At 69.2% G+C, this 21,895-nt stretch carries 18 protein-coding genes; 5 read left to right on the forward strand and 13 right to left on the reverse strand.

Translation table 11 applies throughout. The features are described from left to right. Positions 1 to 3: 3 nt before the first annotated feature. The gene (locus D514_RS24225) at positions 4 to 1,392 is read left to right on the forward strand and encodes an aspartate aminotransferase family protein (RefSeq protein ID WP_017828878.1); all 1,389 of its coding nucleotides are present in this window, start codon (positions 4 to 6) and stop codon (positions 1,390 to 1,392) included. A 79-nt stretch (positions 1,393 to 1,471) separates the two neighbouring features. Here D514_RS24225 and D514_RS24230 read toward each other — a convergent pair whose 3' ends face one another. From D514_RS24230 to D514_RS24275, 10 genes are all read right to left on the reverse strand, one after another. Further along, on the reverse strand, positions 1,472 to 3,133 hold the full coding sequence (locus D514_RS24230; RefSeq protein WP_036322821.1) for an amidohydrolase: 1,662 nt from the start codon (positions 3,131 to 3,133) through the stop codon (positions 1,472 to 1,474). A gap of 2 nt (positions 3,134 to 3,135) precedes the next feature. Beyond that, positions 3,136 to 4,011, reverse strand: a complete 876-nt coding sequence (locus D514_RS24235) for an ABC transporter permease (RefSeq protein WP_017828880.1) — start codon at positions 4,009 to 4,011, stop codon at positions 3,136 to 3,138. After that, entirely contained in the window at positions 4,008 to 4,892 is an 885-nt protein-coding gene (locus D514_RS24240) for an ABC transporter permease (RefSeq protein ID WP_017828881.1), read from the reverse strand. Before D514_RS24240 ends, D514_RS24235 begins: the two co-directional genes overlap by 4 nt. Then, positions 4,885 to 6,063 (reverse strand): spermidine/putrescine ABC transporter substrate-binding protein, encoded by a 1,179-nt coding sequence (locus tag D514_RS24245; RefSeq protein ID WP_017828882.1) that lies wholly within the window; start codon positions 6,061 to 6,063, stop codon positions 4,885 to 4,887. The genes D514_RS24240 and D514_RS24245 overlap by 8 nt, the downstream gene beginning before the upstream one ends. Further along, a complete protein-coding gene (locus D514_RS24250) occupies positions 6,060 to 7,220 on the reverse strand; it encodes an ABC transporter ATP-binding protein (RefSeq protein WP_017828883.1) in 1,161 nt (386 codons plus the stop codon). Before D514_RS24250 ends, D514_RS24245 begins: the two co-directional genes overlap by 4 nt. Before the next feature lie 137 nt (positions 7,221 to 7,357). Further along, complete coding sequence (locus tag D514_RS24255) at positions 7,358 to 8,086, reverse strand: FadR/GntR family transcriptional regulator (RefSeq protein WP_017828884.1); 729 nt, start codon at positions 8,084 to 8,086, stop codon at positions 7,358 to 7,360. Between the two features lie 33 nt (positions 8,087 to 8,119). Beyond that, entirely contained in the window at positions 8,120 to 8,899 is a 780-nt protein-coding gene (locus tag D514_RS24260; protein WP_017828885.1) for a 3-oxoacyl-ACP reductase, read from the reverse strand. 39 nt (positions 8,900 to 8,938) lie between these two features. Then, positions 8,939 to 10,300: an aldehyde dehydrogenase gene (locus tag D514_RS24265; protein WP_017828886.1), complete on the reverse strand. Its 1,362-nt coding sequence runs from the start codon at positions 10,298 to 10,300 to the stop codon at positions 8,939 to 8,941. Further along, positions 10,297 to 11,049: a gamma-glutamyl-gamma-aminobutyrate hydrolase family protein gene (locus D514_RS24270; protein WP_031205537.1), complete on the reverse strand. Its 753-nt coding sequence runs from the start codon at positions 11,047 to 11,049 to the stop codon at positions 10,297 to 10,299. Before D514_RS24270 ends, D514_RS24265 begins: the two co-directional genes overlap by 4 nt. After that, on the reverse strand, positions 11,030 to 12,436 hold the full coding sequence (locus D514_RS24275; RefSeq protein ID WP_017828888.1) for a glutamine synthetase family protein: 1,407 nt from the start codon (positions 12,434 to 12,436) through the stop codon (positions 11,030 to 11,032). The genes D514_RS24270 and D514_RS24275 overlap by 20 nt, the downstream gene beginning before the upstream one ends. A gap of 105 nt (positions 12,437 to 12,541) precedes the next feature. On the opposite strand from D514_RS24275, the gene D514_RS24280 reads away from it, so the two are divergent. Next, the gene (locus D514_RS24280; protein WP_017828889.1) at positions 12,542 to 14,092 is read left to right on the forward strand and encodes an amino acid permease; all 1,551 of its coding nucleotides are present in this window, start codon (positions 12,542 to 12,544) and stop codon (positions 14,090 to 14,092) included. A gap of 62 nt (positions 14,093 to 14,154) precedes the next feature. Here D514_RS24280 and D514_RS24285 read toward each other — a convergent pair whose 3' ends face one another. Continuing rightward, entirely contained in the window at positions 14,155 to 14,427 is a 273-nt protein-coding gene (locus D514_RS24285; protein ID WP_017828890.1) for a metal-sensitive transcriptional regulator, read from the reverse strand. A 104-nt stretch (positions 14,428 to 14,531) separates the two neighbouring features. On the opposite strand from D514_RS24285, the gene D514_RS24290 reads away from it, so the two are divergent. Genes D514_RS24290 through D514_RS24300 form a run of 3 tightly spaced genes read left to right on the forward strand, consistent with a single transcriptional unit; the run spans position 14,532 to position 17,280 of the window. Continuing rightward, positions 14,532 to 15,809, forward strand: a complete 1,278-nt coding sequence (locus D514_RS24290) for a DUF445 domain-containing protein (protein WP_031205540.1) — start codon at positions 14,532 to 14,534, stop codon at positions 15,807 to 15,809. A 2-nt stretch (positions 15,810 to 15,811) separates the two neighbouring features. Further along, positions 15,812 to 16,744 (forward strand): agmatinase family protein, encoded by a 933-nt coding sequence (locus D514_RS24295; RefSeq protein ID WP_017828892.1) that lies wholly within the window; start codon positions 15,812 to 15,814, stop codon positions 16,742 to 16,744. Next, positions 16,741 to 17,280 (forward strand): hypothetical protein, encoded by a 540-nt coding sequence (locus D514_RS24300; protein WP_017828893.1) that lies wholly within the window; start codon positions 16,741 to 16,743, stop codon positions 17,278 to 17,280. The genes D514_RS24295 and D514_RS24300 overlap by 4 nt, the downstream gene beginning before the upstream one ends. A 55-nt stretch (positions 17,281 to 17,335) precedes the next feature. Here the strand turns inward: D514_RS24300 and D514_RS24305 are convergent, their stop codons facing one another. Both D514_RS24305 and D514_RS37995 read right to left on the reverse strand, forming a co-directional pair. After that, positions 17,336 to 18,733 carry a HupE/UreJ family protein gene (locus tag D514_RS24305; protein ID WP_017828894.1) on the reverse strand — a complete coding sequence of 466 codons (1,398 nt, stop codon included), beginning with the start codon at positions 18,731 to 18,733 and terminating at the stop codon, positions 17,336 to 17,338. Further along, positions 18,730 to 21,882 carry a LamG-like jellyroll fold domain-containing protein gene (locus D514_RS37995; RefSeq protein ID WP_017828895.1) on the reverse strand — a complete coding sequence of 1,051 codons (3,153 nt, stop codon included), beginning with the start codon at positions 21,880 to 21,882 and terminating at the stop codon, positions 18,730 to 18,732. The genes D514_RS24305 and D514_RS37995 overlap by 4 nt, the downstream gene beginning before the upstream one ends. Between the last annotated feature and the right edge of the window lie 13 nt (positions 21,883 to 21,895).

Raw genomic sequence — 21,895 nt, forward strand, 5'->3', positions numbered from 1 at the left:
ACGATGACGAACTTCACCGACCGCCACGGCGTCTCGCACCCGCTCCCGGCTCCCGAGGCCGAGGCTCAGGTGCGTGCCGACGACCGCGGCCATGTGTTCCACTCCTGGAGCGCGCAGGGCCTGATCGACCCGATGCCGGTCGCGACGGGCGAGGGCTCGACGTTCTGGGACTACCAGGGCAACGCCTACCTCGACTTCTCCAGCCAACTGGTGAACCTCAACCTCGGGCACCAGCATCCCGACCTGGTCGCCGCGATCCAGCACCAGGCGGGGCGTCTCGCGACGATCCAGCCCTCTATCGCGAACGACGTGCGCGGCGAGCTCGCGCGCCTGATCGCCGAGGTCGCCCCGGAAGGACTCGAGAAGGTCTTCTTCACCAACGGCGGCGCCGAAGCCAACGAGTACGCGGTGCGCATGGCCCGCCAGTTCACCGGCCGCCGCAAGGTGCTCTCGATGTACCGCAGCTACCACGGCTCCACCTCGACCGCGATCTCGCTCACCGGCGACCCGCGTCGCTGGGCCAACGACACCGTCGATTCCGGCGCCGTGCGCTTCTTCGGGCCCTACCTGTACCGCTCGCCGTTCCACGCCGAGACCCCGGAGCAGGAGTCGGAGCGAGCGCTCGCCCATCTGGAGCAGACGATCCAGCTCGAGGGACCGCAGACGATCGCGGCGATCATCATCGAGACCGTGGTCGGCACGAACGGCGTGCTCGTGCCGCCGCCCGGCTACCTGCAGGGCGTGCGCGCGCTGTGCGACCGCTACGGCATCGTCTACATCGCCGACGAGGTCATGGTCGGCTTCGGTCGCCTGGGCGAGTGGTTCGGCATCGATGCGTTCGACGCGAGCCCCGACCTGATCACCTTCGCCAAGGGTGTGAACTCCGGATACGTGCCCCTCGGCGGCGTGGTGATCTCCGACCGCATCGCGAGCGCGTTCGACACGATGCCGTTCGCCGGCGGACTGACCTATTCCGGTCACCCGCTGGCGTGTGCGGCGGGTGTGGCGACGTTCGAGGTGTTCCGCCGTGACGGCATCCTGGAGCGCGTGCGCGACCTCGGCACGCGCGTCGTCGAGCCGACGGTGCGCGCCTGGGCCGCGAAGCACCCGAGCGTCGGCGACGTGCGCGGCCTCGGACTGTTCTGGGCGGTCGAACTGATCCGCGACCAGGAGACGCGCGAGCCCCTCGTACCGTTCAACGCCGCGGGCGCCGACGCCGCACCGATGGGGGCCTTCGCCGCTGCCGCCAAGAAGGGCGGGGTCTGGCCGTTCACACACTTCAACCGCATGCACGTGGCGCCGCCGCTGGTGATCAGCGAGGACGACCTGGTGCGCGGACTCGCCGCGCTCGACGACGCGCTCTCCGTGGCCGACGAGGCCGCCGCCCGCTGACACGAGCACAGTCACAGACGAAGCCCCGGCGACGCGAGGTCGCCGGGGCTTCGTGTGTGTGCGGGGCTCCTCCTACGGCTCATCCCGCGGAGTCGAACACCCGCTCCCCCTCGACCCAGGTGCCGCGCACCTCGGTCAGACCGATCTCCTGCGCCGGATGCTCGAACGGATCCCGGTCGAGCAGGGCGAGGTCCGCCCGCATGCCCACCGCTATCGTGCCGGTGTCGTCGAGATGGTTCACGCGCGCGGAGCCTGCGGTGTACGCGACGAGCGCGGTGGCCAGGTCGATCGCCTGCTCGGGCAGGAACGCCTCGTAGTCGCCCTCCCACTCCGTCGGCGCCGAGCGGCGATTGACGGCCACGTGGATCGCGGCGAGCGGGTTGGGCGTGCTCACCGACCAGTCGCTGCCCGCGGCGAGCGCGGCGCCGGAGCGCAGCAGGTCGCCGAACGGATACTGCCAGGTGCTGCGCTGCTCGCCGAGGAACGGGATGGTGAGGTCGACCATCTGCGGCTCGAGCGTCGCCCACAGCATCTGCATGTTGGCGGTGACGTCGAGCGCCCGGAACCGCGAGATGTCGTCCGGGTGCACGACCTGGATGTGGGAGATGTGATGCCTGTTGCCGCGTGGCCCATTGCGCACGAGGGCGGCCTCGACCGCATCCAGGCACTCCCGCACGGCGCGGTCGCCGATCGCGTGGAAGTGCAGCGTGAAGCCCAGGGCATCGAGCCGGGTCGCGGCCTCTTTGAGCAGCTCCGGTTCGACGAACGAGATCCCGGAGTCCTCGCGCGGATGCCCATGGCCGTCGCAGTAGGGCTCGAGCATGGCCGCAGTGAAGTTCTCGGCGACGCCGTCCTGCATGATCTTCACGCTGCGGGCCCGGAAGCGGCCGACAGTGCCGGCGTCGCGGCGGGCGACGATGTCGTCGATCTGCTCCAACCCGCGCGAACGGTCCCACCACAGGGAACCGACGACGCGACCGGTGAGGGCACCGGAGGCCGCGGCCGTCAGATACGCAGGGAGCGGGTCGCCCGCGTCGCCGTACTCTGTGCCGACGATCGCATCCTGCCAGGCGGTGACACCGTACGAGTGCAGGTGCCGCTGCCCCTGCAGGAGCGCCTCCACGAGTCGCTCCGGCACCTCGACCGGGAGGAGCCGGTTGACCAGACCCATCGCGCCCTCATGCAGCGTGCCGCTCGGGGCGCCGCCGGCGTCGCGTTCGATCCGACCGTCCGCAGGGTCTGCGGTGTCGCGGGTGATGCCGGCGAGCGCCAGTGCCCGGGAGTTGACCCAGGCCCCGTGTCCGTCGCGGTTGGGCAGGAACGCAGGGCGATCGGGCAGCACGGAGTCCAGGTCGGCCGCGGTCGGTGTGCCGCCGGGGAACGCCGACATCTGCCAGCCGCCACCGAGGATCCACTCGTCGTCCGGATGCTCCGCCGCGTACTCCGCGATCCGCGCCAGGTACTCCTCCCGCGTCGCCAGCGCCGACAGGTCGCAGCGCAGCATGTCGAGACCGCCCCAGACCGGATGCACGTGCGCGTCCTGGAAACCGGGGACCAGCAGCCCTCCGTCGAGGTCTACGACCTCGGTGTCCGGTCCGATCAGCGCCGAGACATCGTGCCCCACCGCGCTGATGCGACCGGCGGTGACCGCCACGGCGTGCGCGGTGGAACGCGCGGCATCCGCGAGGAACACCCGTCCTCCCCGCACACCGCCGGTAAACACCAGATCTGCATACGTCACGGTCAACCCCCGGCCATCGTGCGGGCGATCTCGGTCGCCGAGTCGCCCGCTCTCTTGAGCACCACCGCCACCAGCGCGAGAGCGAGCAGCGTGAGCACCAGCATGATCGTCGACACCGCGGCGATCTCGGGACGCAGTCCGCTGCGCAGCGCGCTGAGCACGTACACGGGCCACGGCGTGGTTCCCGAGACCTGCACGAATGCCGACACGACCGTGTTGTCGAGGCTCAGCGTGAACGACAGCAGGAACCCGGCGAGCACCGCGGGCATCGCGAGCGGGAGCGTGACCTTGAAGAAGGTGCGCACGGGCGGAGCGTAGAGGTCGGCCGAGGCCTCCTCCAGGCGGGCGTCGAGTCCCACCAGGCGGGCCCGCACGATGTACGACACGATGGCGATCGAGAACAGCGACTGTCCGACGACGAGCCGCATGGTGCCGTCGTTGAAGATGCCGATGCCCGCGTCCTGTCCGAGGAACACGAGCCACGGCAGCAGCGCGACGGCATCCACGATCTCGGGGGTGACCGACACGAGCAGCAGGAGTCCGAGGAACCACCACACCCATTTACCGGGGTTTCGGGCCATCGCGATGCCTGCCAGTGTGCCGAGCGCCGTGGCGAGCAGAGCCGCCAGCAGACCGGTGCGCACCGACACGAGCACGGCGTCGCGGATCGCCGGCTTGTTCACGATCGCGAGGAAGGAGTCGAAGCCGAAGTGGTCCCACGACACCAGCAGACGGCCGACGTTGAACGAGTACACGATGATCACGAGGATCGGCAGGAACAGGAACAGGAACACCAGTGCCGCCCAGATCGGGAGCACGAAGCGTCCGGCTCCGCGGCGCGCGCGCGGCGTCGGCGCGGTGGTCTTCGTATCGGTCATGATCCCTCCCCCAGGACGAGGCGGTGGCGTTGTCGGAGCGGCAGCGTCACGAGCCAGAGCAGACCGGCGGCGACCGCGATCGAGATCATGATGACGATGATCAGCAGCACGGCCATCGCCGAGCCCAGCGCCCAGTTCTGGGCGGTCTGGAATTGACTCGCCACCACCTGCCCGATCATGTTGCCCTTCGCTCCTCCGAGCACGGTGGCGGTGATGTAGTCGCCCATCAAGGGGATGTAGACGAGGAGCACACCGGCGATGATGCCGGGCCTGGCCAGCGGCACGGTCACCCGGAGGAAGGTGGTGATGCTGTTCGCACCGAGATCCTTGCTCGCCTCTCGCAGCGGGCCGGACACCCGGTCGAACGCCACGAACAGGGGCAGGATCATCAGCGGCAGATAGTTGTAGACGACGCCGAGCAGCACGGCCCCGCGCGAGTACAGCAAATCGAGCGGGCCGGGGATGACCCCGATGCCCTGCAGCAGCTGGGAGAGCCACCCCTCAGGGGCGAGGATCACCTGCCAGCCGATGGTGCGCACGAGGAAGTTCGTCCAGAACGGCACCATCACCAGCGCGAGGAGCAGCCCGCGCTTCGACGGCGGGGCCTTCACCGCGATCCAGTACGCGACGGGGCCGCCGATCACCAGGCACAGCGCGGTGCCGAGGATGCCGATCCACAGTGTGTTCAGGAAGGTACTGAAGAACGTCGGAGAGAGCGCCTCGAGGTAGCGGTCGAAGGAGAGGTGGTCGAGTGCGTGCGTGGCGAAGATGCTCGGCTTGTAGCCGAAGCTGAACACCACGACCATGAAGATCGGGGCGACGAAGAAGATGAGCAGCCAGGCCCACGCGGGGATGGCGAGACCGAACTTGAGCTTAGGCACCGGCTGCCGCCTTCATCGAGTTCCAGATCGAGACGACGCGGTCCTGCGCATCGGTGAGCTTGCCCTCGTGCATGGTCTCCACCTGCTTCTCGTCGAAGAACACCATGTCGAGTCGTTCGAGACCCGCGGCCTCCGCCTCTTCGCGGATGCCGCTGATCCCGGTGTCATAGCCGATGTAGTCCACCTGCGCGAGCTGCACATCGGGCTGCAGCACGAAGTCGATGAACGCGTGCGCGGCCTCGGGGTGCGGAGCACCGGCGGCTATCGCCCAGTTGTCCATCCACAGCTCGGTCGCCGGGCTCCCCAGCACCCACTGCCAGCGGTCGGGGTCGTCGGACTCGAAGATCCCGAGCCGCGCGTCGCCGTTGTAGGACTGCAGCAGCGCGTGCGAGGCCTGGGGAATCGAGGAACCGCCGGGATACGAGTCGAACGCCGAGACGTGCGGCGCGAGATCCTTCACCAGGAACTTCTCGACCGCGTCGAGGTCGTCGGGATCCGTGGTCGTCCAGTCGATGCCGTTGGCCCAGAAGTAGATGCCCAGCAGCGGCGCCGGGTCATCGAGCACCGAGGTCGAACCGGAGGCCTCGTTCTGTGCGGCGTCGATGAAGTCGTTCCAGGTCGTGAGCTCGCGCGAGATCACCCTCTTGTCGTAGACGAAGCCCGTGGTCCCCCAGGCCTTGCACACCGAGTACTCGTTGCCGGGGTCCCATGAGCGCCCGCGGAACTCGGGCGCGACATGCTTCATGTTCGGCAGCAGGTCGAGGTTGAACTTCTGCAGGAGTCCGTTCTCGGCCATCGGTCCGACGAAGACCCCGGTCGGTACGACGATGTCGTATCCCGAGGTGCCGCGCGCCGCGACGAGCTTGGCGATCAGCTCCTCGTTCGAGTTGAAGGCGTCGAGCACGATGCGCGGGCCGTTCTCCGCGGTGAACTGCTCGAGCACCTCCGGGGCGTCGTAGTCGCCCCAGCTGTAGATGGAGAGCTTGTCCTCGAGGGGGCCGCCCTTGGCGTGCACCGCCGCGGCGTTCTGCCCCGGCGCGCAGGCGCTGAGCACGACCGCCCCTCCCGCCATGATCGCGGTGGCGAGGAAGCCGCGCCGGGTCAGCTCGGTGCGGATCACCCGCGCAGCGCTCCGATGCGCCAGCACGCGCACCGGGGGCCCGCCCGTCATCTGCCGCCGTCCTTGGGCAGGGTGATCACGTGCGTCGCGGTGGTCGGGATGCCCTCGGCGGCGAACAACCGTGCATCCGCCGCGCTCCAGACGCAGCGGACGACGTCGTCGACCCCCACCGACGGGGCGGTCGGGGCGGGCATGCGCGAGAGGAATGTGGCGTCCTCACCGATGCGCACCGCGACTTGAAGGGTCTCGCCGAGGTGGGAGACCCCCAGCACGCGTCCGGGGACTCCTGCGCCCTCCCCCTGCTCCAGACGGATGTGCTCCGGCCGGATCGCGGCGACGGCCGGTTGTCCTGCGGCGACGCGCTCGCCACCCCACCGACCGGAGATCGCCCCGATGGCGGTGTCGACCGCGTTCCCGTCTGCGCGGACGGTGCCGTGCACGAAGTTCTGCTGCCCGATGAAGGAGGCGACGTACGCCGAGGCGGGCTCCGCGTAGATGGCGGCCGGTGCGTCGAGCTGCTCGATCCGCCCCGCACGCATCACGGCGATCCGATCGCTCATCGACAGCGCCTCGGCCTGATCGTGCGTGACGAACACGAAGGTCGTGCCGAGCCGTGCCTGCAGCAGCTTCAGCTCGAGCTGCATCTCTTCACGCAGCTGCCGGTCCAGTGCTGCCAGCGGCTCGTCCAGCAGGAGGACGCTCGGCCTGTTGATGAGCGCCCGCGACAGGGCGATGCGCTGTTGCTGTCCACCGGAGAGCTGCGTCGGCTTGCGGTCGGCGAACGCCCGCAGCTGCACCATGTCGAGCGCTTCGCTCACGCGCTCGCGCTGCTCGGCCTTCGGCACCCGCCGCTGCTGCAGCCCGTACGCGACGTTCTCGGCGACCGTCAGATGCGGGAAGAGGGCATACGCCTGGAAGACGGTGTTGACCTCTCGCCGATAGGGCGGGAGGTTCAGGACGCTGCGACCGGAGATGAGGATGTCGCCGGCGTCAGGGAACTCGAAGCCCGCGATCATGCGCAGGGTCGTCGTCTTGCCGCAGCCGGAGGGTCCGAGGAGAGAGAGGAACTCCCCCGGCTGCACATCCAGACTCAGGTCGTCGACCGCGGTGGCAGCACCGTAGCGCTTGGTGACGCCGTCGATGCGGACCGCACCGGTGGTGGCGGGTGCGTCGAGTGTCGCCGTCGACGTTCGGATGGTGTCGGGCATGGAGCCTCCCCATTGAGATTCGCTTGTCGCGAGTCTGTCATAGGAAAGGCGCCAGGTATAGCGAAATCGGAAGTCTCTTGATCTGTTCGCAACTGTATCCGTTGCGAACCCTCAAAAAAGCGACCGATTAGCGCTGATCAGACGAGGAAGCCGCGCAGCAGCGCCTCGGAGCCGGCGAGGTGGTCGCGCATCGCCGCCTCTGCCGCATCCGGACGCCCGGCGAGGATCGCGGTGACGATGCTCTCGTGCTGCTCGCCCGAGTGCTGGATGTTGCGCGGCATCAGCGGGAACGTGTCGAGCCACACGTTGACATCGGCTCTGTTCTCGGCGACGAGAGCGACGAGCGACGGGATGCCAGCGGCCTCGGCGATCGCCAGGTGGAGCAACGTGTCCAGGCGCCGGTACTCTTCCGGCCCAGCCGGCAGCGCTGCTTCATGTCGCGCCCACAGGTCGGCACGGGTCGAGGCGTCCAGCGATCGACTCGCCGCGGCGCGCACCGCCCCGGTCTCCAGCACGCGGCGCAGTCCGAGGACGTCGTCGATCTCCTCGGGCGTCACCGTCCCCGACGTGGTCGGGTGCGGCAGCGGGTCGGCGACGAACGTTCCCCCGTACCGCCCGCGCCGCGGCAGCAGGTAGCCGGTGTCGGCCAGTTCGCGGATCGCCTCGCGCACGGTGTCCCGGCTCACCCCGAACGACGCGGCGAGCTCGCGCTCGGGTGGCAGCGACTCCCCCGGAGCGACCACGCCGAGCCGGATCGTCTGCACGAGGCGGGCGACCGTGTCCTCGAGGGCGTTGCCGCGCCGCAGCGGTCGGTAGACCGCCTTGCGAACCTCGACGAGGTCGCCGTCGTGGGGGTGCTCGCTCATGCCTTCACCCTGTCACAGCGAGGTGAGGGTCGCTCACAGCGGGGTGACGTAGGCGTTCGTGATCCCGCCGTCGACGACGAAGGCGCTCGCGGTGATGAACGACGAGTCATCCGAGGCCAGGAAAGCCACGGCCGCCGCGAGTTCCGCAGGCTCGGCGAAGCGGCCCATCGGCACGTGGACGAGGCGGCGCTGCGCGCGTTCCGGGTCCTTGGCGAACAGCTCCTGCAGCAGCGGGGTGTTCACCGGTCCGGGGCACAGCGCGTTGACCCGCACCCCCTGACGCGCGAACTGCACCCCGAGCTCACGGGACATCGCCAGCACGCCGCCCTTCGACGCGGTGTAGCTGATCTGCGAGGTCGCCGATCCGAGCAGGGCGACGAACGACGCCGTGTTGATGATGGAGCCGCGCCCCGCAGGCACCATGTGGCGCAGCGCCGCACGGCTGCACAGGTAGACGCTCTTGAGGTTCACGTCCTGCACCCGGTCCCAGGCCGGGAGCTCGGTCGTCTCGATGGAGTCGTCGTCGGCCGGCGAGATGCCCGCGTTGTTGAAGGCGATGTCGATGCGGCCGAACTCCTCGGCGACGCCGTCGAACAGCGCGTCGACCTTGGCCTGGTCGGCGACGTCGACCGGACGGAACGCCCCGCCCACCGCGGCGGCCGCTGCCTCTCCGGTCGTCGGATCGACATCGGCTATCACGACGAAGGCGCCCTCCGCGGCGAACCGCTGGGCGGTGGCGAACCCGATGCCGCTGGCGCCACCGGTGATGATGGCGACGCGGTCCTTCAGTCGCTGGGTCAGATCGATGCTCATGTGGGTTCTCCGTTCCGGATGGGTGAGGGGACGACGCGATCAGGCTTCATCGGTCGCGAAGAAGACGTTCTTGGTCTCGGTGAAGTGCTCGGCGGCGTCCGGGCCGAGCTCGCGCCCCAGGCCCGACGCCTTCATGCCGCCGAACGGCGTGGAGTACCGCACCGAGGAGTGGGAGTTCACCGACAGCACGCCGCTGCGCACACCCCGTGCCACGCGCACACCGCGCCCCAGGCTCTCGGTCCACACGGAGCCGGCGAGCCCGTAGGCGGTGTCGTTGGCCAGACGGATGGCGTCGGCCTCATCTTCGAACGGCATCACCGCGACGACGGGCCCGAACACCTCTTGCTGGGCGATGCGGTCGGCGGGGTCGGCGAGCACGACGGCCGGAGCGAACCAGAACCCGTCCCCGTCGGGCGCGCTTCCCCGGAACGCGATGTCGGCGCCGTCGAGGAAAGAGGCGACGGTGTCGCGGTGCCCTGCCGAGATGAGCGGCCCCATGTCGGTGTCCTCGCGTGCGGGGTCGCCCACGCGCCAGGCGGCCACGGCCGGTTCGAGCAGTTCGAGGAAGCGGTCGTACACCGAGCGCTGCACGAGCAGGCGGCTGCGAGCACAGCAGTCCTGACCTGCGTTGTCGAACACCGAACCTGGCACCCCCGCCGCCGCGCGTTCGAGGTCGGCATCGGCGAAGACGATGTTGGCGCTCTTGCCGCCGAGTTCGAGCGTGACCGGCTTGAGCGCGCGTGCACAGCCGGCCGCGACCTCGATGCCGACCTCGGTCGAGCCGGTGAAGACCACCTTGCGCACGTCGGGGTGCTCGACCAGACGCTGACCGACGACCGAGCCCGAGCCCGTGACGACCTCGAACAGCCCTTCCGGGAGTCCGGCCTCGAGCGCGAGCTCGCCGAGGCGGATCGCGGTGAGCGGTGTCAGTTCGGCGGGCTTCAGCACCACGGCGTTGCCCGCGGCGAGCGCCGGTGCGAACGCCCAGGAGGCGATCGTCATGGGGAAGTTCCAGGGCACGATGACGCCGACGACGCCGTAGGGGTCGTGGAAGGTGACATCGAGCCCGCCGGCCACCGGGATCTGTCGTCCGGACAGCCGCTCCGGGTCGGCGGAATAGTAGTTGAGCACCTGGGCGACGTGCCCGGCCTCCCACCGTGCGGAGCCGATCGGATGTCCGGAGTTGAGCACCTCCAGCTGGGCGAGTTCCTCGACCGCGCCCTCGACCGCACGAGCGAACGCCCGAAGCGCGTCGGCTCTGGCGATCGGAGCCAGTGCCGACCACCGTCGCTGGGCGGAGACCGCACGGGCGATCGCCGCATCGGTCTCTCCGACATCCGCGCGCGCGACGTCGCGGATCGCTGCTCCGGTCGACGGGTTGATGACTGTGAACGCACTCATCGGGCGTCCTCCTTCCGCTGCGCGGCGAACGCACGAGCCTGTGAGACGAGATCTGTGAAGAGACGCCGGTCTTCGGCGTTCTCCTCCGGATGCCATTGGATGCCGACGATGCGGCCGGCCGAGGTGTCGACGAACGCCTGCACGAGTCCATCGTCGGAGCGGGCGGCCGCGACCAGCCCCTCCCCGAGTCGATCGATGCCCTGATGGTGGTAGCTGTGCACCCGCACATCTCCCGCGCCGAGTACCTCGGCGAGCGCGGTGTCGTCCGAGACCTCGATGTCGTTCTCGGCGAACACCCCTCCGCCGAGGCGGTACCGTTCGGTGCCGAGCGACTCGGGGAGATGCTGCTGGAGAGTGCCGCCGCGCGCCACGTTGACCAGCTGCAGCCCCCGGCAGATCGCGAGCACCGGGATGCGCCGCCGCTCCGCCGCCCGGAACAGCGCCAGCTCCCACGCGTCACGGTCGACACGGGCGGGGTCGGTCAGCGGATGCCGCTGCGCACCGTAGAGCTCGGGCGCGACATCGGCCCCGCCGGAGAGGATCAGCCCGTCCATCCCGGCGATCGCCGCATCCGCCGATTCCGGGTCCTGCGGGGGCAGCAGCAGCGCGATGCCGCCGGACGCCGTCACACCGTTCAGGTACTGCTCTGGCAGGAATGCCGCCCGCACATCCCATACCCCCTGCTGCGCCCGCTCCAGGTAAGTCGTGACCCCGATCAGGGGCGCCGGGTCAGAGCCGCTCGAAACCACGGACGCGCTCCCAGTCGGTCACGGCGGCATCGTAGGCTTCCAGCTCGATGCGCGCCTGGTTCAGATAGTGGTCGACGACGTCGTCGCCGAAGGCCTCCCTGGCGATGCTCGACGCGCTGAACAGCTGTGCGGCCTCGCGCAAAGTCGTCGGCAGGTGGTCGACGCCCGCCTCGTAGGCGTTGCCCTCGAACCGCTCGGGGAGGACCAGCTCGTTCTCGATGCCGTACAGGCCACCGGCGATGATCGCCGAGATGCCCATGTAGGGGTTCACGTCGCCGCCGGGCACCCGGTTCTCGACCCGCAGGCCCGATCCGCTGCCGATCACGCGCAGCGCACAGGTGCGGTTGTCGATGCCCCAGGCCACGCCGGTCGGCGCGAAGCTGCCCTTCGCGAAACGCTTGTACGAGTTGATGTTGGGCGCATACAGCAGCGTGAACTCGCGCAGGGTGGCGAGGATGCCGGCGATCCAGTGCTCCATGACGGGGCTGAATCCGTGGGCACCGTCGCCGGCCATGACCGGGGTCCCGTCTTCCGCACGCAGCGAGAGGTGGATGTGGCAGCTGTTGCCCTCGCGCTCGTTGAACTTCGCCATGAACGTGAGCGACTGCCCGTGCTGGGCGGCGATCTCCTTCGCGCCGTTCTTGTAGATCACGTGCTGATCGGCAGTCTCGCGCACCTCGGCGTAGCGGAACGCGATCTCCTGCTGCCCGAGGTTGCACTCGCCCTTCACGCCTTCGCAGTACAAGCCCGCTCCGTCCATGCCGAGGCGGATGTCGCGCAGCAGCGGTTCCATGCGGGTCGAGGCCTGCAGGTTGTAGTCGACGTTGTAGTCGGTGGCCGGTGTCAGCCCCTCGTACTTGCGCGCCCACGCGTCGCGGTAGGTGTTCTCGAACACGATGAACTCGAGCTCGGTGCCGGAGAAGGCCGTCCATCCGCGCTCTGCGAGCCGGTCGCGCTGCCTGTCGAGGATCGCCCGCGGCGAGGGCCCGACGGGCTCGCCGTTCTGCCAGACCAGGTCGGCCATGATCAGCACGCTGCCCTCGAGCCACGGCATCCGCCGCAGGGTCGCGACATCGGGGCGCAGCACCATGTCGCCGTAGCCGCGGTTCCAGCCCGACATCGCGTAGCCGTCGACCGTGTTCATGTCGACGTCGACGGACAGCAGGTAGTCGCAGGCCTCGGCGCCGTGATGAAGGATGTCCTCCTGGAACAGCCGCGCGGAGACCCGCTTTCCGACCAGCCGACCCTGCGCATCGGCGAAGGCCACGATCACCGTGTCGATCTCACCGGCGGCGATGCCGGCATCCAGCTGCTCGATGCTGAGGTTTCCCGACATCTTCTCGCTCCCGTCGTCGTGGTGAAGCGATCGACCGACCGGCTTCGCCATCAGAGTAGATCACTGTCGCGTTTAAAGGTAGACGAAACCACCATTGACTGCCACAATCATCCGCAAGGTGCACCCGGCGCCTGTGTGCATGCGAACGGAGAGCGGATGTCTGAGCAGAGCAATGAATCCCGCAAGGTCGCTGGGGCGACCTATACACGTGCCGGGAGCGAGTATTTCGAGAAACGGACGCTGAAGAGATCCGCCGGCGTCTGGGGCCTGTGGGGCCTCGCGGTCGCTGCCGTCATCTCCGGCGACTTCTCCGGCTGGAACTTCGGCATCGACTTCGCAGGCTTCGGCGGGATGCTGATCGCCTTCGCGATCCTCGTGCTCATGTACTACGGCATGATCTTCGCGATCGGCGAGATGGCCGCGATGATGCCGCACACCGGTGGCGCGTACTCCTTCGCACGATCGGCGATGGGACCGTGGGGTGGTCTGGTGACCGGGGCCGCCGAGACGATCGAGTACGTCGCCACGACGGCGGTGATCGTCTACTTCTCGGCGTCGTATGCGAACGGGATCACCAGTGAGCTGCTCGGCCTCGAGCTGCCGGGGTGGGCCTGGTACCTCATCCTCTACATCGTCTTCATCGCTTTGAACTCCGCGGGTGCGGCGATCTCCTTCCGCTTCGCGATCGTCGTCTCGATCATCTCGATCGGCATCATCCTGGTGTTCTCCGCGATGGCGATCTTCTCCGGCGCCTTCAGCTGGGACGCACTGTGGGACATCGCCCCCGACCCCGGCCAGACCGAGTTCCTGCCGCACGGCGTGCTGCCGATCCTGTTCGCTCTCCCGTTCGCGATGTGGTTCTTCCTCGGCATCGAAGAGCTGCCGCTGGCCGCCGAGGAATCGCACAACCCGACGCGCGACATCCCGAAGGCCGGATTCTGGGCTCGCGGCACGCTCATCGTCACGGGTCTGCTCGTGCTGTTCCTGAACACCGGCGTGATCGGCGCCGAGGCCACCGGCACTGCGGGCGAGCCCCTGCTCGACGGCTTCCGCGCGATCGTCGGCGATCAGCTCGCCGCCGTGCTCGCCCTCTTCGCCCTCATCGGACTGCTCGCCTCGCTGCAGGGGATCATGTTCGCCTACGGCCGCAACATGTACTCGCTGTCTCGCGCCGGCTACTACCCGCGCTTCCTGTCACTGACCGGCAAGCGCCAGACCCCGTGGGTCGCCCTCGTCGTGGGTGCGGCGATCGGCTTCGTCGCCCTCATCGTGCTCGACGTCCTCGCAGCCGTCGACGCCGAGGGTGCGGGTTCGGTCGCCGGTGCGATCGTGCTGAACATCGCCGTGTGGGGAGCCGTGCTGGCCTACGGCCTCCAGCTGGTCTCGTTCATGATCCTGCGCAAGAAGTACCCGAACGTCGACCGTCCGTACCGCAGCCCGTGGGGCATCCCCGGTGCCGCGGTCGCGCTGGTGATCGCCGCACTGATCTTCGTCGGGTTCCTGCTCAACCCGACGTTCGGCCCGGCGATCGTCGCGATCGCGATCGTCTACGTCGTGATCCTGCTCGGGTTCGGACTCTTCTTCCGCCACCGCCTGGTGCTCTCCCCCGAGGAGGAGTACGCGATCTCGGGCGGCACCCACGGCGACCCGCAGGCCGAGGGCTACGACGCCATGGAGGGCGAGGTCTTCGACGACAGCGGCAGGTGAATCACCGCGCAGCGCCTCGACGATTCGGTCGGGGCGCTGTGTCGTGCCCGGCTCGGAACGTCCTACTTGCGGTCGAAGTCGAAGGCCTTGAGGAGTTCGACGACGGCCTTGTCGCGCTCCTCGCCGCCCTCGTCGAACATGTGGGTGACGTGTGTGCGGAGGTGGTTCTCCAGCAGCAGCCGGTTCAACGACTCCAGCGAGCGCTGGATGGCGCGGGACTGCGTGATGATGTCCATGCAGTACTCCTCGTTCTCGATCATCCGCGCGACGCCGCGCATCTGGCCCTCGAGGATGCTGGTGCGGTGCAGAGCACGCTTCTTGATGTCTTCGATCACCCCTTGAGGGTACTCGTCCGTCGAGGCGGACGGCTGTCTGAGCACCGAGACACCGCACGTGCGCCGTCGGCACCGCGACGACGACGTCGTGAAAGGATGACGTCATGCCGCGAACACCGATGGCGATGCTGTCCCCCTCCGACCAGGAGCGCCTGCGCGCGCTCCGAAGAATGAAGGCCGTCGCCCTCGGAGCTCTGGTGTTCATGGCCGTCGTCTTCGTGTTCGCCTTCGCGTTCCAGCAGCGGTTCGAGGGGCTCGCCTATGTGCGCGCTGCGGCCGAGGGCGGCATGGTGGGTGCGCTCGCGGACTGGTTCGCCGTCACCGCACTGTTCCGCCGTCCGCTCGGCCTCCCGATCCCGCACACCGCGATCATCCCCAACCGCAAGGACGAGATCGGCCGCACGCTCGGCGAGTTCGTGGAGACGAACTTCCTCGCCGCCGACGTGGTGCGCACCAAGTTGTCGAGCACGCGGATCGCGCTGCGCGCAGGCGAATGGCTGCGCGAGGCCCCACACGCCGAGCGAGTGGGCGCCGAGGGCGCGACCATCGCCACGGCCGTGCTCAACGCGCTGAGCGATGACGATGTGCGAGACCTCATCACCGACCTCGCCCGTGAGCACCTGGTCGACCCCGAGTGGGGTCCGCCCGCGGGAGCCTGGCTCGAGAAGATCGTCGAGGCCGACGCCCATCACGGCGCCGTCAACCTGGCCGCCGACAGCATCGCGCGCTGGCTCGACGCGAATGCCGAATCGTTCAGCGGACTCGTCTCCCGTCGCCTGCCAGGGTGGGTGCCGAAGCTGGCTCATCGCTTCGTCGACGACACGGTCTACCACGAGGCCGTCAAGTTCGTGCAGGCCGTGCAGGCCGACCCGCATCACCCGGCCCGCATCGCCGTCGACGGGTATCTGGCGCGTCTGGCGGACAGTCTGCAGAACGACCCGGCGACCCGCGCGAAGCTCGAGAACGCCAAGGCCTCGCTCTTCGACAGCCCGCGTGTGGGCGCCCTGGCCGCCGAGGCGTGGAACACCGCGAAGAACGGTCTGCTCACCGCCCTCGCCGATCCGGAGAGCGGTCTGCGCCGCCGCGCGGTACAGGCCCTGCAGGAGGTCGGAGAACGCCTCACGACCGACACCGCACTGCAGCACCGCGTCGACACCTGGGTGTCGGACGCGGCCGTGTTCCTCGTCGACCGCTACCGGCACGACATCGCCTCGATCATCACCGACACCGTCGAGCGCTGGGACCCGGCCGAGACGACCGAGAAGATCGAGCTGATGGTCGGCCGCGACCTGCAGTACATCCGACTGAACGGCACGTTCGTCGGTGCGCTGGCGGGTCTGGTCATCTTCTCCATCGCCCACGCCCTGATCCCCGGAGTCTGATCATGAGCACCCACACCGCACAGCTCAGCAACGATCCGCTCTGGCCGCGTGCCGGATCCTGGCCCGCATTCGACGGCACCGCCGACGCCGTCGTGCTCGGAGTGCCGACCTGGCGCACCTCGCTGTCACCGACGGGAGCGCACGCGACGCCGGCCGCGATCCGCGAGGCCCTCCCCCGCTATGGGACGACGCTGATGGGGCCGCCCGCGATCGAGCTCGGCGAGGTGCTGCGCATCGCCGACGCCGGTGATGTCGGCGACCCCGACGGCTCTGCCGGCGAGGCTCGGGTCATCTCCCGCGTGCGCGAACTCGCCGCGGCCGCGAAGCTCGTCATCGCGCTCGGCGGCGACAACTCGCTCACCTATCCGACGGCGCTCGGGGCCGAGGCCACCGGACTGATCACGTTCGACGCGCACTTCGACCTGCGTGACGGCGTCTCCAACGGCACGCCGGTGCGGCGCCTCGTGGAAGACATCCCCGCCGCGTCGCCGGTCGACACCACCCGGATCGACCCGACACGGATCGTGCAGATCGGCATCGCCGACTTCGCGAACTCCGCCGCCTACGCCCGGCGCGCAGCCGACTGGGGCATTCGCGTGATCACCCTCGACGAGCTCCGCCGCCGCGGCATCGACGACGTGATCGCTGAGGCCCTGGACGTCGCAGGAGCAGGAGCCGATCCGCGGATCCACCTCGACATCGACGTCGACGTGTGCGACCGCTCGGTGGCCCCCGGCTGCCCCGCGAGCGTTCCCGGCGGACTGCAGGCCTGGGAGCTTCGGGCGCTCACGCGTGCCGTGGCCTCGGACTCCCGTGTGGTGAGCGCCGATCTCGCCGAGGTCGATGCGACCGCCGACGCCGACGACGCCCGCACCGTGCGCCTGGCGGCGCTGTGCGTGTTGGAGCTGCTCGCCGGCCTCGCCGCACGCGGATGAGGATCGTCGTCTCGGGAACGCATGCCAGCGGCAAGAGCACGCTGATCTCGGACTTCCACGCCATCCGACCCGAGTTCCGCGTCCTCACCGACCCCTTCGACGACCTCGACCTCGACGACCCGACCGGCGAGCGGAGTTTCGCCCGGCAGCTGCGCGTCACCGCCTCACGGGTGCAGGAATCGGCCAGCTGGTCTTCGGTCATCAGCGAACGAGGACCGCTCGACTTCCTCGCCTATCTCACTGCGCTGGAGCGGCTCGGGCGCAGCGACGGCGACCTCCTCCCGCGCGCGACCGCTCTCGTGGAGGCATCGATGTCCGACATCGATCTCCTCGCGATCGTGCCGCTGGAGGCTGCCAGGATCATCCACGTGCCCGATGACGAAGACCCGGCATTGCGCCTCGCGATGGACGAAGCATTGCCCGAGCTCGTCGACGATCTCGATCGCGACGGCCTTCTCCCCCGCACGATCACGATCACCGGCAGCCCTGAAGCACGACTTCGGCTGCTCCTCGAGGCCAGCGCACCCTCGTCGTGAACGAACTCCTCGGGGCCGGTGTACCCGCCTCCGCCACGGAGGCGGGTGCACCGGTTCAGGCTCCGGCGATCAGCCTCTCGATGAACCAGAACAGCCCGACGGCAGCGACGACCGCGGCGATCCAGAATCCCGCCGAGGGCAGCCGCCGCCGCAGCAGCACGAACAGCGGGAACACCACCGCGATCACCAGAAGCTGCGCCAGCTCGATGCCCACGTTGAAGACGAGGAGCGCCCCGAGCAGATCCCACGAGAACGGCTCGTCGATTCCCAGCGCTCCGGCGAAGCCCACACCGTGCATCAGCCCGAAGGCGAAGACCACGCCGATGCGCAGCAGATCCCCTCGGGTGAAGCCGTCGACCACCGGTGCGGATGACGGCGCCGCGAGGATCCGCTCACGCACAGCCACAGCGCTCCCGCCGCCTCCGACGAGCGGCTGCTCGTCGAGCGGACCCTGGGCCTTCCCGGAAAGAGGCCGAAGCGTCCCGTCCGCCCCCATCGCATCCGTCCGCCTGGCACGCCGGAACCGTCGCATCTCCCAGAGCGCGACGACGGCGATCGACAGAGCGATGGCCGGCTCCACGATCCACGCGGGAATGCTCACCACCCCGAGGGCGGCGAGGATGAAGGTCGCCGAGTGCGCGACCGTGAACGCCGTCGCCGCCAGCACGATGTCCCTGAGCCGGCGAGATCCGATGATCAGCGCCAGCAGGAACAGCAGGTGGTCGGGGCCGAGCAGCAGATGCTCTGCCCCCAGCACGAGGAACTCACCCATCCGAGAACCCCAGTCGGTCGTGGTGACCATCGAGGGGTTCGTGTCGGTGTCGAGACTGGCCACACCCGCACCCGAACGCACGTCGTAGTCGACGATGGTCGTCGTCATGCCCCCGGGAGCCGTTCCGGGGAACAGCTCGGTCGTGATCCGATACGGCACGGGCATCGCCTCGACCTGCGCCGTGCAGTCGGCTTCGATCACCAGGCGCGCATGTGGCACGCCGTCCCGGATGACGATCTCGTAGGGCGCCACCACGGCGTTGGGGCACGCCTGCGACGGCTCCCCGTCCTGCGCCACGCTCACCGAGAACCGAGGCAGCACGTATCCCTCGACGGAGTCGGCATGGTCGTCGAGCACCGCGGGCGTGAGCTTCTCCGGATCCCGGCCGCTCGCCTGCACGTCGGCGTAGGCCTCCTGCTCGAAGGCCGTGTCGCCCATCGCCCGCGCTCCGTCGGTGGCGAGCAGGACGTACTCGATGTCGAGCACGGTGCGCACGACGCCGCGCTCGGGTTCGGACACATCGGCGAAGACCGTCGCCGCATAGCTGTGCGCCGCGGCCGGGGCCGCCGTCAGCATCACGCTGACGGCGACCCCGGTGAGGGCGATGACTCCGGCGACCAGGGTGCGGATCGCCGGTCGGGGGCGCTGGCGCGCACCCGGATGCCGACGCCGGTTCCTCATTCCTGTCCCTCCGGGCGGCGCAGCATCCGCCGGCGGAGCAGAACGCCGCCTCCGGCGAGCAGCAGCAGTCCGGCGAAGGCGAGCATCGTCGGGACCGGGCCACCGGTCGCCGCCAGTGGATCGGACTGTCCACCGGCGGAACCGCCGCCCTGGTTCGCGCCGCCACCGGTGTTGCCGCCACCGGGGTTACCGCCGGGGGTGCCACCAGGGTTGCCGCCGGGGTTGCCGCCGTCGGAGCCGGCTGTCGAGGTCACGGTGAACGTGACCTGGTTCTGCCGGGCGGCCGCGTCGGTCGCGATGTACTTCAGGGTGTAGGTGCCGGTCGCGGTCGGGGTGAACGTGTAACCGTCTCCGGCAGCCGCGGCGAGTGCCCGCAGGCCGGACGCCGGGTCGTCGACCGCCACCGGGGCACCCGACGGGTCGGTCACCTCGAGCATCGTGCTCACGCGTCCCGAGTTGTCCACGGCCTCGGCGCGCGGGGCGGTGTAGGCGGTTCCGACCGTGGCCTCACCCGCGGGTTCCGGGGCGACGCGCACGAGCGGCGGCATGGTGTCGAGTGCGGTGAGCTCCCGCGTCGCCACCCGGTACACGTCCTTGTCGGAGAGCGGAGCGCTGTAGACCTCGACTCCGGCGATCCGTCCGTCCATGGTGGCGTCGTCGAGCGCGCCCGACGTGTTCGCGTCGCCGCCGATCACCATGTAGCGCGCATCGGCCGCGCTGGGCTTGACGGAGAACGACACTCCCTCGGACTCGGCCTTTCGGAGGCCGTCGACGTACAGCCGTGCATCCTGACCGTCATACCAGGCGGTCACGTGGTACCACTGGCCGTACTTCAGGCTGACCGCCGGACGAGGCGAGGCGTACCAGAACTGCAGCTCGTACGTCGTCGCGCTGGTGCCGACGGCCTCGAGACCGATGCCACCGCTCTGCATGCCGCCGAACACGTCGACGTATCCGCCGGCGATCGCGTCGAGACGGAAGGTCGCATCGAGCGTGAAGCCGTCCTGCAGTGCTGCATACTCCGCGTCCGTCCACTTCGGAGTGCGGATGCCGGTGGCAGCCCCCTCCGCGCCGATCACGACATCGGATCCCACGGCGGGATCGTTCTCGATCCGGGCATCGGCGCCTGCGGTGAGCGGACGCGCGGCCGGAGAGGAGTCGCTCGCCGTGCCGCCCGCGAAGCCGACATCCAGGAGATCAGCTGTGGGCAGGGCAGCGCGGAGGTCGTCGAAGGTCAGGCTGCTGGGGTCGAAGGGCCCCTCACCGCCGCTGCCCTCGGTGCTGGTGAACCGGGCCGTCAACGCCGACCCCTCCTTGCCCCAGGCGTTGATGGGGGTGACCCGCACCTCGTACTCCTTTCCGGGGAGCAGGTTCCACACTTCGTGGCTGCGGTCGGCCGGCATCGGCAGGTTGTAGAAGCCCGACCACTGCAGGAAGGAGTTGACCTCCTCGCCGGTGGCCACGTCGACCGTCGAGTAGCGGTACTTGTGCACGATGTCGCCGACGGAGTTCGGCGCGGGGACGGCCTGGGGGAACGAGACCATCGCCTTCGCGCTCGCGATGTCGCCCACGGTCACGGCCGCACCCTCCGGCCAGACCGGCCCCGCGGACTGGCTCGCACGGTAGGTGTCGTTGAACGGGAACCGCTCGTCGTAGCTCTTGGTCTCATCCACGGAGTCGGCCACGTCCCACGTCCACGTCTGGTCGATCCACTGATCGGCGAGCAGGTCGTAGTTCTTGATGGTGACGGTGGTGCCGGTGATCTCGACGATGGCCGTCTGGCGGTTGTTGCCCGCGTCATCCGGTGTGGTGTCGTTACCGCGGCTGGTCGGGCTCGAGTTCACGACGCCGGACTCGAACTCGTAGTACGCCAGCGGCGGCGCGTTCACGGTGGTGAATCCCTGAGTGGACCGCTCGCCGCTCCGGTTCTCCTGGCCCTGCCAGATCGAGGTCGGGATGTTCTGCGGCGTGTGGATGTGACCGCCCCAGACGACAGCCTGCGGGAAGTCGTCGAACACGGACTGGAAGCCGTCGCCGCAGCCGCTGGAGAGACCGGTGCCGTACCACTCGTTCGAGACGTAATGGGTGCACTGGAGCGGGTGGTGCACCAGCACCATGACGGGCTTGTTCGGGTCTTCAGCCGTAGCGGCTGCCAGCCTCTGCTGCAGCCAGGACTGGGCGTAGGCGTAGTTGCCGCCGCTCGCGCCCGAGGGCTTGCCCGTGTCGGGGTCGATGGTGCCGCTGCCCGGCGACACCGTGATGACGTGGTAGCCGTTCACGGTGTAGTCGGCGTTCGGCTTCTGGCCGCCCGTCGCCTGCGTGAACAGGTCGTACGAGGAGATACCCGAGACGTCGTGGTTTCCGAGCGAGGCGATCGCCGGAATGCCGAGGCCTGCCTTGGAATCCATCGTCTGCTTGAGTCCGGCGAATTCGCCCGGCGTCGCACTGTTGGTGAGGTCGCCGACGAACAGCGCGGTCTGCACGTTCTCCTGTGCCCAGAAGTCGTAGGCCTCGGCGAGCTCGTCCCAATTGACGTGGATGTCACCGATCGCCGCGAAGCGCACGTCCGGACCTCCCGCCTCGACCGCCGGCGCCGCTGCGACGCTCGGAGCCGCGGCCACGGCCGCATCCGCCGCACCGGCCACGGTGATCGTGCGGGTCTCCTCGCTCACACCGCCCGCGGCATCGCTGATCGAGTAGGCGACGACGTACTCGCCGGGGATGGTCGGGGTGAATCGATACCCGCCCGATTCCTCCGGCATCACCATCGTGACGACACCGGAAGGGTCTTTCACCGTGACGACGAGTTCGCTCGCGGAGCCGTCGACGTCGACCGCCGCGGCCGGCGGGAGCACGATTGCGCGTCCGACCTGACCGCTCGTCGGCGCCTCGCCGTCGAGACGGATGATGGTGCCGCCGGTCTCGGTGGAAGCAGGTGTCTCCTCGCCGTCGGACACGGCGAGAGCCGACCGGTCGGAGGCGGCGACAGCCGGTGCAGTGAAGTCGGAGGCGGCGAAGGCCGGTGCCGCCGTCAGCGCCGGCACGGCGACGCAGGCGGCGACGGCGACCAGCGATGCGGGTCGCAGGAGCCGCGTGAATCCACGGCGGGAGAGGGTCGGATCGGGGGCGGGCGGTTTACGACGAGACACGGAGCATCCTCTG

Source organism: Microbacterium sp. UCD-TDU (assembly GCF_000340625.1).
Lineage (GTDB): Bacteria > Actinomycetota > Actinomycetes > Actinomycetales > Microbacteriaceae > Microbacterium > Microbacterium maritypicum.